At 41.2% G+C, this 11,686-nt stretch carries 11 protein-coding genes; 3 read left to right on the top strand and 8 right to left on the bottom strand.

The features are described from left to right. The first annotated feature begins 30 nt into the window (after positions 1-30). Positions 31-336: a thiosulfate sulfurtransferase GlpE gene (gene glpE, locus AC1EU2_RS17055; protein WP_480299475.1), complete on the top strand. Its 306-nt coding sequence runs from the start codon at positions 31-33 to the stop codon at positions 334-336. Here the strand turns inward: glpE and AC1EU2_RS17050 are convergent. From AC1EU2_RS17050 to sctR, 4 genes are read right to left on the bottom strand one after another with little or no spacing between them, the layout of a single operon-like run. Beyond that, on the bottom strand, positions 329-1,528 hold the full coding sequence (locus tag AC1EU2_RS17050) for an EscU/YscU/HrcU family type III secretion system export apparatus switch protein (RefSeq protein ID WP_480299473.1): 1,200 nt from the start codon (positions 1,526-1,528) through the stop codon (positions 329-331). The genes glpE and AC1EU2_RS17050 overlap by 8 nt on opposite strands. An 11-nt stretch (positions 1,529-1,539) precedes the next feature. Then, on the bottom strand, positions 1,540-2,346 hold the full coding sequence (sctT, locus tag AC1EU2_RS17045) for a type III secretion system export apparatus subunit SctT (RefSeq protein WP_480299471.1): 807 nt from the start codon (positions 2,344-2,346) through the stop codon (positions 1,540-1,542). Positions 2,347-2,348: 2 nt separating this feature from the next. Beyond that, complete coding sequence (gene sctS / locus AC1EU2_RS17040) at positions 2,349-2,618, bottom strand: type III secretion system export apparatus subunit SctS (protein ID WP_480299469.1); 270 nt, start codon at positions 2,616-2,618, stop codon at positions 2,349-2,351. Beyond that, positions 2,615-3,265, bottom strand: a complete 651-nt coding sequence (gene sctR, locus AC1EU2_RS17035) for a type III secretion system export apparatus subunit SctR (protein ID WP_480299467.1) — start codon at positions 3,263-3,265, stop codon at positions 2,615-2,617. Before sctR ends, sctS begins: the two co-directional genes overlap by 4 nt. Before the next feature lie 278 nt (positions 3,266-3,543). Between sctR and AC1EU2_RS17030 the strand changes: the two genes are divergently transcribed. Beyond that, positions 3,544-4,995, top strand: a complete 1,452-nt coding sequence (locus AC1EU2_RS17030) for a M14-type cytosolic carboxypeptidase (RefSeq protein WP_480299465.1) — start codon at positions 3,544-3,546, stop codon at positions 4,993-4,995. Here the strand turns inward: AC1EU2_RS17030 and hemG are convergent. The 4 genes from hemG to pepQ all read right to left on the bottom strand — a co-directional run bounded on the left by hemG (position 4,985) and on the right by pepQ (position 9,175). Next, a complete protein-coding gene (gene hemG / locus AC1EU2_RS17025) occupies positions 4,985-5,509 on the bottom strand; it encodes a menaquinone-dependent protoporphyrinogen IX dehydrogenase (protein ID WP_480299464.1) in 525 nt (174 codons plus the stop codon). The two genes, AC1EU2_RS17030 and hemG, sit on opposite strands and share 11 nt — an antisense overlap. Before the next feature lie 8 nt (positions 5,510-5,517). Continuing rightward, complete coding sequence (locus AC1EU2_RS17020) at positions 5,518-6,975, bottom strand: TrkH family potassium uptake protein (protein ID WP_480299463.1); 1,458 nt, start codon at positions 6,973-6,975, stop codon at positions 5,518-5,520. 257 nt (positions 6,976-7,232) lie between these two features. Beyond that, positions 7,233-7,850, bottom strand: a complete 618-nt coding sequence (locus AC1EU2_RS17015; protein WP_480299462.1) for a YigZ family protein — start codon at positions 7,848-7,850, stop codon at positions 7,233-7,235. 5 nt (positions 7,851-7,855) lie between these two features. Continuing rightward, on the bottom strand, positions 7,856-9,175 hold the full coding sequence (pepQ, locus tag AC1EU2_RS17010) for a Xaa-Pro dipeptidase (RefSeq protein WP_480299460.1): 1,320 nt from the start codon (positions 9,173-9,175) through the stop codon (positions 7,856-7,858). A gap of 350 nt (positions 9,176-9,525) precedes the next feature. On the opposite strand from pepQ, the gene fadB reads away from it, so the two are divergent. Next, positions 9,526-11,673: a fatty acid oxidation complex subunit alpha FadB gene (fadB, locus tag AC1EU2_RS17005; protein WP_480299459.1), complete on the top strand. Its 2,148-nt coding sequence runs from the start codon at positions 9,526-9,528 to the stop codon at positions 11,671-11,673. Positions 11,674-11,686: the final 13 nt, after the last annotated feature.

The following is an 11,686-nucleotide window of genomic DNA, read 5'->3' as shown; positions in this document are numbered from 1 at the left end:
GGTCATTTCCACACATTAAAGGAATAACAGATGTCACAAGTTAAACATATTAATGTTGAACAACTCAAAGCGCTAACAGGCGAGCATCAGGTTCAAGTGGTCGATATTCGTGATCCACAAAGCTACGCTGCCAGCCATATTGAAGCTTCACAACACCTTACTAATGACAACATTGCTGACTTTATGCGTGAGGCGGATCTTGACGCAACAACAGTTGTGGTTTGTTATCATGGAATAAGCTCAGTTTCAGCAGCAGAATATTTGATAAGCCAAGGCTTTGAAGACGTTTACAGCTTAGATGGCGGGTTTGAAGCTTGGTCGCAGAGTTCTACTTAGTAACATCATCGGGAAGATCTTCTTCAGTATCAGGATCTTCCGGTTCTTGTTTTTCTTCAAATTCCCCTTCTATTGCATCCTCTTCCAAATCCTCACCATCTTGTTCATCTTCGTCATCGTCATCCTCATCTTCTTCGTCTTCATCATAATCAAGCTCCATAACAAAACGTAACAGTTCAGCGACGGGTTCAAATAGCTCTTCAGGAATAAAGTCTCCGCTGTCCACTTCCGCATACAAAGTGCGAGCCAAAGGGACGTTTTCGACAACGGGAATTTGATTTTTTTCAGCAATCGACACAATGTGTAATGCCATATGATCTTTGGCTTTTTCTAATACCTTAGGGATCGGTGAGTCTTGAGCATCATAAAATAAACAAACGGCAATATGGTTGGGGTTTCGCACCACCGCACTAGACTTTTTAACATTATTAGCCAAACTACCTGAAGCAATTTCGCGTGCAGTTTCACGACGTTTTTGTTTGATCTCAGGGTTACCTTCGGTGTCCTTGGCTTCTTGTTTAGTTTCTTGTTTTGTCATCTTCAACTCTTCCATCGTTGAGTGACGTTGGTAAGCATAATCAATCGCACCGAACACAAGATAACAACCGACAAAGCACCCCCATAGCCACAAAATCAGCGTCATCATGACTTTCAAGCCGCACTGTTCATCACAAATGGGTAAGTACTGAAATGAATTGGCATACTTGGCGAGAATGTAATAAAACACCAGACTAAGCACAAACACTTTAAGAATGTTCTTAGCCAGCTCAAACACACTCTTCATTGAAAACAATTGCTTCAGGTTATTAACCACGTTGAGTTTGTCGAACTTTGGCTGAACAGCTTCTGTTGCCCACATAGGCCCAGTTTGCAACACATTTCCTATAACAATGACAAAGGTCAGCAGTAAGCCTAAGCCACCAATATACTTCAAAAACAAATCAATGAATGCTTCGTGAATGATTTGAGAGGCATTGCGCCAATCTAGGCTAGAGACTCGAATGGTTAAATCTATCAGCTCAATATTGGATTGCATGAAGTCATGGCCTTGAGCCAGAAAAAAAGCAAGAATAGCCGCCATTTCTAACCCAGTGACAATTTCATCACTTCGAACAACTTGTCCTTTATTTCTGGCTTCACGGAGTTTTTTCTCCGTGGGTTTTTCGGTTTTTTCTCCGCCACCTTCAGCCATCGCACTTCACCTTATTTCCCACCCATTAAGTGGAAAAGTACTTTGAAGTGACTTTCGGCATTATTGGTTCGCTCTAGATAATCATGAAATGCAAAGTTTATGCTGTAAATCATAACCAAAATGACCAGTACACTTTTTACAGGCATTGAAAGAAAGAACACATTAAGTTGCTGCGCTGAACGGTTAACCAAACCAAAAGCCGTATCCGTTAACAGCATGATCACCATACCAGGCATAGCAAAGCCCATAAAGAGTGCGTTCATCAGTCGCCACTCTTGGTTGATGAAGTCAATTAATGGCTTATTATTAACAAGGTCAAGCCCCACCCCTGGCGGCAAAGATACATAAGATTCATACATTGCCGTTAATAAAAAGTTCATTCCTCCAGTGGCTAGAAATAGTACACTCAATACTTGTGCAAATAACACTCCATAAACTGAAGATTCAAAACCGAAAAGTGGATTCAATACGCTTGAAAGTGATGAACCACGCATGGTATCAATCAAGAACCCTGACATATCAATCGCCCAAAAAGGGACTGCAGCACAAAAGCCAAGCGTTAGACCTATCACAAACTCACGCATATAAAGTGCTGTAAGCTCTAAATATGAAGCCTCAAGTAAATAAGACTCCATATGCATTAAGCTTGGAACAGTAGGAATAGCAAATAACATAATGAAACCATTGCGAACTAAAGCTACGTTGAGTGAACCGCTTTTAAAAATCGGCAATAGCAACATCAGCCCTAATGGACGCATCATGGCGAGAGATAAAACCGGCATATATTCAACAAGAGCTTTATATAAAACCGTGTCCAAATTTAGCCTCCAACTTGGCTAATTAAATTGAAGGTTTCATTAGCATAATTGAGCATGGCAACACCCATCCAATCATAGGTCATGGCCATAACCACACTCACTCCCACTAATTTTATGAGGAACTGTAAAGTTTGGTCTTGAATCTGAGTTAACGCTTGAATCAAACTTACCAAAATACCGAGAATTGACGCCACTAATACGGTCGGCATCGACAATAATAGCGTGATCCACAATAGCTCGGACGTAAGATGTATTAAGTCACTTTGGTTCATGTGTACGACAACATTAATTGAGCAATGAGTTTTTGCCAGCCGCCCATCATAATAAAGATCAAAATCTTAAACGGCAGAGCAATCGTCATTGGTGACACCATCATCATCCCCATTGCCAAAAGGATGTTGGACACAATGATGTCAATGGCTACAAACGGCAAATACAACAGCAATCCAATCTTAAATGCCTCAATAAGTTGGCTCATGGTAAAAGCCGGTATGAGTACAATCAGTGAGTCTTCATTGAGGTTTTCATGGTATTGATCAGGCCATAATTTATGGCCGATTTTGGCGAAATAATTCAGCTGGGTAATATGGCTGTGTTTTTTTAAAAACACTCGATACGGATCGCCAGCTTGCTTATCGAGCTGTTGCAAAATAGTCGGAGAGTCTAATGAAATGGGGTTTTTCTGAACACTGTTATAGATGTCTTGGCCTATCGGCGCCATGATAAACATGGTCAATATCATTGAAAGCCCATAAATTGCCATGTTGGGTGGAATTTGCTGCACCCCGAGTGCCGTACGGAGCATTGACAGCACAATTGATATTTTTAAAAACGACGTCCCCATTATTGCAAACAATGGCAACAATGAGAGTGCAAATAACACAATAATCAAATGAACGGGATGATCAAGTAAGTTCATTGGAACTTCCTGTTTTGTTATCAATCTTCAGGGTAGCGCTAAGCTTTCATATGTCTCAATCAGGTGTTCACCTGAACTCATTGAAATCACAGAGGTAAACTTTGCAGCAACACATTCTTCCAAACCTCTTATCAAGAATAGACCGAGATCAGATATTCAGCCATTGAATGAATTATCATGTTTTGGCTGAATCTTTCCTGACATCACAGTGATTATTACTCGACTCTTTGAGCCTTCAATTTATGGTGTGTTTGATAAAAATAACCATGAACAGTGCTATGACCCGATTACGCCCAATGACACTGAGCTTGCTCAGTTGCCTTTTAATATCAGCTTGTCATACCGATAAAAACTCGACAATGTCAGATGACTTTGCTTCAGGAAATCTTGGTAAGCCAGAAATAGCCAAAATTTCTAATAAACAAGCCAATATCCAGCTTGATAATGACAACCACAACGCCATGCTGGATTTATTCCCACTTTGGAGGAATTGGTGGTATGTAAAGCTCAATAATGTCAAACAACATAAACGTTTTTCACTTACCATCGATGATATTTTCTCAGCTGAAACGCCGGGTTGGACTAATTCATATACGCCTGTCTACTCCTATGATAAAAAACAGTGGCAGCGATTTGATGAAAGCCAAGTCACGTCGTCAACCGTAGACATAGGCAACGGTCAACAGCAGCAACGCATTTCAATTGATGCTAAATATGATAAAAGTCATGTCTATATCGCCCGCTTTTATCCTTATACTCAACAGGATTTTAATGATTACTACCAAAACCTAAAATCGGAACATCAGGATAAATTTGACCAAGGCTTTATCAAACGTGAAACGCTAGGGAAGTCCTCTGTACATCACTTTCCAATCGACATGGTCACCATTACGGATCCCAATGTGAACAGCGGTAAAAAGCGCATATGGATACAAGCAAGAACCCATCCAGCAGAAACTGGAAGTTCATTTGTCGTAGAAGGTCTTATTAATTGGTTATTAAGTGATAATACTGAGGACGTTGATTACGCTTTATCTCATTTCATTTTCAATATCGTACCAATTCATAACCCCGATGGCGTTTACGACGGCAATTACCGAACCAACAGCCTAAGCCAAAATTTAGAAAGTGCTTGGGTACGAAGCAGCTCTAATTCAGCCGTATTATCTCAAGACTCTCCACTCGAAAACCAAATTCTCAGTCGTGAAATGTTCAAATTGAGTCAATCAGCCTCTCCTTTCATAATGGCATTGAATCTTCACTCCACTCAAAGCGATGCTGATAGACAAGCATTTTTCTTCCCTCATTTTGGTCCGGAATCTTTGGGTTACAATGCCAGTGAAGCTCAGTTATGGAACAACACCATTCGCTTTATTAATGGCGTGCGAGATAACTATAAAAATGCACAAGGTGAACCGTTAATTGAAGCAACACCAGATCAAGGTGGTCGCAGCTTTGTGACTAATACCTATCCCGAATCCTGGTGGTGGGCTAATTTTGGTGACAATGTGATGGCCGTTACCATGGAAACGACCTATGAAAAAGCGGGTTATCAACAAGGTTATGTTACGCCTGACAGACTACGAAACTTAGGGGTAGCTCTAATGAAAAGTCTCATTGAATATAATCAGTCGAGCGCAACATTTAAAGCAAATGCATTACTCAAAGAGTCAACGTTAAACTCACCGCTTGAGCCTAACAGACCAACAGAAGAACAAACTAAGAATTAGCAAAGCGTCTCGCAAAACGTTCAACGTGATCCCAGTCGGTAAACTCGAAACAACCACTGGTATCAGTTGGACCTTTTGTTAGCCACATAATAAAACGAATCATGGTCTTATCGAAAAAACCGTATTGCGGGTAATTAATTTTACCGGCGAACACACCTTTCACTTTAGGTTGCCAAGGTGATAACAACAGAAACTTTTTCATATAAGGGTTCGTTTCTGGAGTATTCTTTTCAGGTTTTCTGGCCACAACATTAACCGTAAAAAAACCATTTTGTTTTTCATCTAACACAGGCTGAAATTGCTTAGCGAATGCCAACAATTCTGGGCGGTGTTTACCATAACGAATGCTTGCACCAACCAATACCTTATCTGCTTTCTCTAGAAGCTCACTGTCCACTTTATCCAGTTCGACCAACTCTACTTCAGCTTCAACAGACATCGCTGTGCGCATACGCTCGCATATGCTCTTGGTCTGGCCATCAACGGTAGAATAAATAATGATGATTTTTTGCATGATAAGCCTTAGTTTTTCCAAAATGTCGGTGTGAACAATACTAATAAGGTAAACACTTCTAATCGCCCAAATAACATGGTGATCAACAACACCCACTTTGCACCGTCGCCTAGTGTAGCGTAATTCGCTGCTGCTTCACCGAGAGCTGGGCCTAGATTATTTAAACACGCTGCAGTCGCACTGAATGCGGTTATGTCATCTAACCCTAACGCCAACAACGATAACATGGCGATTAAAAATACCAGCGCATATGCTGAGAAGAAGCCCCAAACCGCATCGATGACCCGATTGGGTAATACTGAATCACCCATTTTAATGGTAAAAATCGCTCGTGGATGCACAAGGCGCTTCATCTCACGAGAACCTTGTAATACCAATAAAATCACCCGAATGACCTTAATTCCACCAGCAGTTGAACCACCACAACCACCAATGAAACTAGAAAATATCAACAACATAGGCAAAAATAATGGCCAACTGTGAAAGCTTTCAGTACCAAAACCTGCAGTTGTAGACACAGACACAGCTTGGAATAATGAATGATCTAACGTGTCCTCTGCAGAATCGTAAATGCCTGAGTGATACAGAGTAATAAAACAGATAGCCGTTAAAATGAGTTGTACTGCCAATAACACCTTAAATTCAGCGTCTTTGACATAGACCTTTAAATTAAAGCCCCGATTAGAAAATGCAGCAAAATGCAGACTAAAGTTAATCGCTGATATCAGTAAAAATACCACGGTAATTAGGTTGATCGCAGGGCTATCAAAATAACCCATGCTCGCATCATGAGTTGAAAACCCGCCAATAGCAATGGTAGAAAAAGAATGACAAATGGCATCAAATACCGTCATACCCGCCATCCAAAACGCACCTGCACATGACAGGGTTAAGAATAAATAGATAAACCACAACACCTTGGCGGTCTCTGCAATCCTGGGGGTCATTTTACTGTCTTTTACCGGACCTGGGATTTCCGCTCGATATAACTGCATTCCACCAATGCCAAGCACGGGAAGAATGGCAACCGCAAGCACAATGATCCCCATACCGCCGAGCCACTGTAATAAATGGCGATAAAATAAAATCGCTTTCGGTAAATGATCTAGGTCGGTTATGACCGTTGCCCCAGTGGTGGTTAGTGCTGAGAATGACTCAAAAAAGCTATCAGTCCAGCTTAAATTTGGGGTGTCAGCAAAGATTAATGGCAACGCACCAATAGAGCCCAGTACGGTCCAAAATAACACCACAATTAAGAAGCCTTCCCGGGTTCTTAATTCTGCTTTTTTGTCTCGGTTGGGATACCAAAGAGTGAAACCAAGAAGTAAACTCACGACAAATGCTTGTATAAAGGCAATACCCTCGCCGTCTTTATAAATCACAGCAACTAGGGCTGGCGGCAACATGGTTATCGAAAACAGCCCCATCAACAGGCCAGTTATTCTTATAATTGTTCGATATTGCATAAGCGCTGGTTTGCATTCCTTTGAGTGAGGTTTTCATTCTGTTACTGAGGTAACAAAAACTTAAAGCCGTTCATTATATCAACACTCGCTAGAGAGTTATCATTCAGCGGGAAATAAAAGTTTTTAAAGCAAGAGGTAAGATTAAAGGACTATAGGACATAATACCAAATCTTACTTCGCACCGATAAAAGCTTTTAGACACACCTTATTAGTTTTATAGCCCAAACAATTTAGGTTCTATTGAACGTTAATATCAATTATTCCACAAATTTGAGGAGAAGTTGACCTTGAGTTAAGGTTGAAATCGATTGGATCAATTCGGCTTTTTTCGAGACAGGTACAGCAATCGACAATTCGACTTGTGCAGCAAAGGTTTTATTTTCAATTAAGCAATCATACTTAGACAGTAAATATTCCAAATCTGGCAGTTGCTGATAATCACAAACCAAACTGGTGCTGTCTCTCAGTTGTTTTATTCTAGTGCTCAGTTGCGGTAATGCTCGTTTTATTCCTGCAGTGTAGGCACGAACCAAACCACCAACTCCCAGCTTAGTGCCACCAAAATATCGAATAACCACCGCACCAATTTCACCAATGCTTGAACCATGCAATACCGACAGCATCGGTCGCCCTGCACTTCCGGATGGTTCACCATCATCGGTTGAGCCACATTTGAATAGGTTTCCTGGTTCAGCAGCTACATAGGCCCAGCAATAATGCCGAGCATCAGGATACTTCACCTTTAAGTTTGTAAGCGCTAACTTCAAATCTTTTTCAGATGAACAAGGAAAAAGAACCGTAATGAAACGGCTCTTTTTTATTTCTTCTTCAATCGTAAAAGTCTCAGCAATTACATCGAAACTGTCACAACTCATATCAATTAATTCAGCCCGAAGTTACGAGTGATATTTTCACTACCATCAGCGGTAATGATCACATTATCCTCGATACGGATACCACCGAATGGACGATATTCTGCGACGACATCCCAATTGATTTGCTGATTTCTCTTATCTTGCTTAAGACCATCTAGCAATGAATCAATGATGTATAGCCCAGGTTCAATGGTAAGCACTTGGCGCTCATCTAAGATGCGAGTGCAACGTAAAAATGGGTGTGCCGCAGGTGACGCAACATGAGTGCCTTTTTCATCATGACTAAAGCCTGCAACATCATGCACTTGCAAACCAAGCATGTGTCCTAATCCATGTGGGAAGAACACACCAGTAATGCCCTGCTCAACTAAACTTTCAACGCTGCCAAAAGCCAATCCAAATTCAATTAAAATTTGTGCGATTTTATTATGCGTTTCTATGTGTAAATCAACATAACTGACACCTGGTTTCATCATTGCAATGATCTCGAGTTGTAACTTATCCATCGCTTGAATTAAATCATTGAATCGATTTTGCTCTGCACTATAAGTACGAGTGATGTCTGAGGCATAACCACCGCAATTCGCACCTGCATCGATCAAGAATGAACGATGCTCTTTAGGCTTTTCAGAGTCTAAAACCATGTAATGCAATATTGCGGCATTCTCATTAAGAGCGATAATCGTGTTATATGGAATTTGATTTTCGCTTTGCTCAACCGCTTTTAAATAAGCACGTTGAATATCAATTTCGCTGCCTTTTGCTAAAAAGGTATCTCTTGCCGCACGATGACCGATCACCGCAATACGATTCGCTTCTCGTAAACACGCAAGCTCATAATCGGTTTTAAATGAGCGGTAGAAATGTAAATACTGTAAAACACTATCCGGATTACGCTGCTCCATTCCCAATACTTGAGCTACGTCAAGGTGCTCGCCAATGTATGCCCATTGTGCAATATTGTTTGGCAATAATTCGGCAACTTTATCCGCTTGCGTTAGGAATTTGATTTCAAAGTGTTCAGTCCAGAATGTCTGAGGTAAGTCTTCAACTTTATGCCAGAAATCAACTGGACGGTAATAGATAAGCACAGGCTTATCAGTACCATTGGTCACAATCCAGCAATTTGGATTATCAATCAATGGTAACCAAGCCTTAAAATGAGGATTGACCTTAAATGGGTAATCCATATCATCTAAGAACTGACGATGAGTTTTGCCTGAGTGAATAACAAGACCTGCTAAATTCTCCTTCTCACAAACCGTTTTGACGCGTTGATTCAGTTCATTGATATGTAAGGCGTAGTCTTTTCCGATGCTTGTCATTGTTATTCTCTTTGGGCAATTAAATTTTTCACGGATTCTATCACAAACTCTATTCGAGCTCATTTTCAAACAAGCGTTTAAATTTAAGTTGAATTTTTTCTTTTTTGGACGCAAACTGAGCAATGGTCAATATCGTCCAATGTACTTTTAATCATTCTAAATACCGGTATGGATACCACAACTAGTTCAAATAACACAGGTATTCATCATCCTACAATAAGCGATTATTACGGTTAATTTCGTCTTATTGCTTGTTTAGGTTCAACTACACTGAATATTGAATTTACTTATATTTCTTAGATGCGTGTCCTAACCCTACAAGGCTGACTTTTGAAAAAAGGAAACGAATAATGATTTATCAAAGTCCTGTCATTCAAGTCGAAATGCTTGAAAATCAGATTGCTAACCTCTGTTTTAACTCCCAAGGCTCAGTAAACAAGTTTGATCAACAAACCTTGAAATCCCTCAGTGAAGCACTTGATGCCACTGTTGCAGCCAATCCAAAAGGCTTATTGGTCACTTCAGGTAAAGGTGTATTCATTGTTGGGGCCGACATCACTGAGTTTTTAGGGCTTTTCAGTGAAGACGAAGATACATTGCTTACTTGGATTGCTGAAACAAACCGAGTCTTCAATAAGCTAGAAGATGTTCCCTTTCCAACCATTTCAGCCATCAATGGTTATGCTCTGGGTGGCGGCTGTGAAGCAACATTAGCGACTGACTTACGAGTCGCAGATACTAATGCTCGTATTGGCTTACCTGAAACAAAGTTGGGGTTGATTCCAGGTTTTGGTGGTACGGTGCGCCTGCCACGAGTGCTCGGAGTTGATAACGCACTTGAGTGGATCACTACCGGTAAAGAACACCGTCCAGATGCCGCAATGAAAGTTGGCGCAGTTGATGCGGTTGTCACACCAGAGCAACTTCAACGTGCCGCACTTACTATGTTACAACAAGCCATCGACGGCAAACTGGATTGGCAACAACGTCGCCTTAAAAAACAGACGGTGATGCCATTGCCAAAAATGGAATCACTGATGGCATTCACGACAGCAAAAGCGATGGTTTTTCAGGTGGCAGGAAAACATTATCCTGCGCCTATGGCCGCCGTTAATGTAATTGAACAGGCTCATCTATTAGATAGAGAGCAAGCACTGCTGCTCGAAAATAAAGCCTTCGTTACACTTGCCAAAACTGAAGAAGCCACCGCTCTTATTGGTATCTTTATGAATGACCAAATGGTCAAAGGTAAAGGTAAAAAACTGGCCAAGCAGTCCAACCCCATTGAACACGCTGCCGTATTAGGCGCAGGGATTATGGGTGGTGGAATTGCATATCAAAGTGCTAGCAAAGGCACGCCGATTGTGATGAAGGACATTGCAACGTCATCACTTGAGCTTGGTCTCAATGAAGCCTCTAAACTGTTAAATAGCCAAATTAAACGTGGACGTTCTACACCTGAAAAAATGGCTAAAGTGTTGAACAATATTACCCCGACTTTGGACTACTCACCAATATCACATGCTGATATTATCGTTGAAGCGGTAGTAGAAAATCCTAAGGTCAAAGCAACCGTATTAAAAGAAGTCGAAGCGCATACCAGTGATGACACCATTATCGCCTCAAACACATCAACCATCTCAATTGACTCATTAGCCAGTCATTTGTCTCATCCAGAACGTTTTTGTGGCATGCACTTTTTCAATCCAGTACACCGTATGCCATTAGTCGAAATCATTCGCGGAGAGAAGTCCTCTGAGCAAACCATTTCGTCGGTTGTCGCTTATGCACTCAAAATGGGTAAAACACCTATTGTCGTCAATGATTGCCCTGGCTTTTTTGTAAACCGTGTTCTCTTTCCTTATTTTGCTGGTTTCAATCAACTGTTACTGGATGGTGCTGATTTTCATGTTGTCGACAAAGTTATGGAAAAACAATTCGGTTGGCCAATGGGTCCAGCCTATTTGCTCGATGTTGTCGGTTTAGATACCGGCTACCATGCTCAAGCGGTGATGGCGGAAGGTTTCCCTGAACGAATGGGACTCCCAGAAAAAGACACCATAAAGTTGATGCTGGACAATGAACGCTGGGGTCAAAAAAATAATAAAGGTTTCTACCAATATGCTCCGGATAAACGTGGTAAACCTAAAAAGGCTGTCGATGTGCATGCCAGTGAGTTACTGGCAACAATCTGCAAAGCGGCTCAAGCGTTCACTGCAGATGACATTGTTGCTCGTTGCATGATTCCAATGGTGATTGAAACCGTTCGTTGCCTTGAAGAAAACATTGTTGCTTCAGCCGCTGAAGCAGATATGGCTTTGGTTTATGGCTTAGGCTTCCCGCCATTCAGAGGTGGTGTATTCCGTTATCTGGATACAATGGGCGTAGCTAAGTTTGTTGAACTTGCTGATTCTTTTGCGCATTTAGGTCCACTTTATCAAGTGACTGACAATATGCGTAAACTGGCTGCCGATAATGGTCGCTACTACTCAGCCTAACGACAAAGGATTA

The organism is Parashewanella sp. 2304DJ23-3 (genome assembly GCF_056591695.1).
Note: the sequence above shows the minus strand (reverse complement) of the source record. Positions and strands in the feature narration are given on the sequence as shown.

Coding starts and splice junctions, on each gene's coding strand:
- glpE (WP_480299475.1), top strand. CDS start 31: ATGTCACAAGTTAAACATATTAATGTTGAACAACTCAAAGCGCTAACA.
- AC1EU2_RS17015 (WP_480299462.1), bottom strand. CDS start 7,850: ATGAGTTGTGACAGTTTCGATGTAATTGCTGAGACTTTTACGATTGAA.
- pepQ (WP_480299460.1), bottom strand. CDS start 9,175: ATGACAAGCATCGGAAAAGACTACGCCTTACATATCAATGAACTGAAT.
- sctS (WP_480299469.1), bottom strand. CDS start 2,618: ATGAACCAAAGTGACTTAATACATCTTACGTCCGAGCTATTGTGGATC.
- AC1EU2_RS17050 (WP_480299473.1), bottom strand. CDS start 1,528: ATGGCTGAAGGTGGCGGAGAAAAAACCGAAAAACCCACGGAGAAAAAA.
- AC1EU2_RS17030 (WP_480299465.1), top strand. CDS start 3,544: ATGACCCGATTACGCCCAATGACACTGAGCTTGCTCAGTTGCCTTTTA.
- sctR (WP_480299467.1), bottom strand. CDS start 3,265: ATGAACTTACTTGATCATCCCGTTCATTTGATTATTGTGTTATTTGCA.
- hemG (WP_480299464.1), bottom strand. CDS start 5,509: ATGCAAAAAATCATCATTATTTATTCTACCGTTGATGGCCAGACCAAG.
- AC1EU2_RS17020 (WP_480299463.1), bottom strand. CDS start 6,975: ATGCAATATCGAACAATTATAAGAATAACTGGCCTGTTGATGGGGCTG.
- fadB (WP_480299459.1), top strand. CDS start 9,526: ATGATTTATCAAAGTCCTGTCATTCAAGTCGAAATGCTTGAAAATCAG.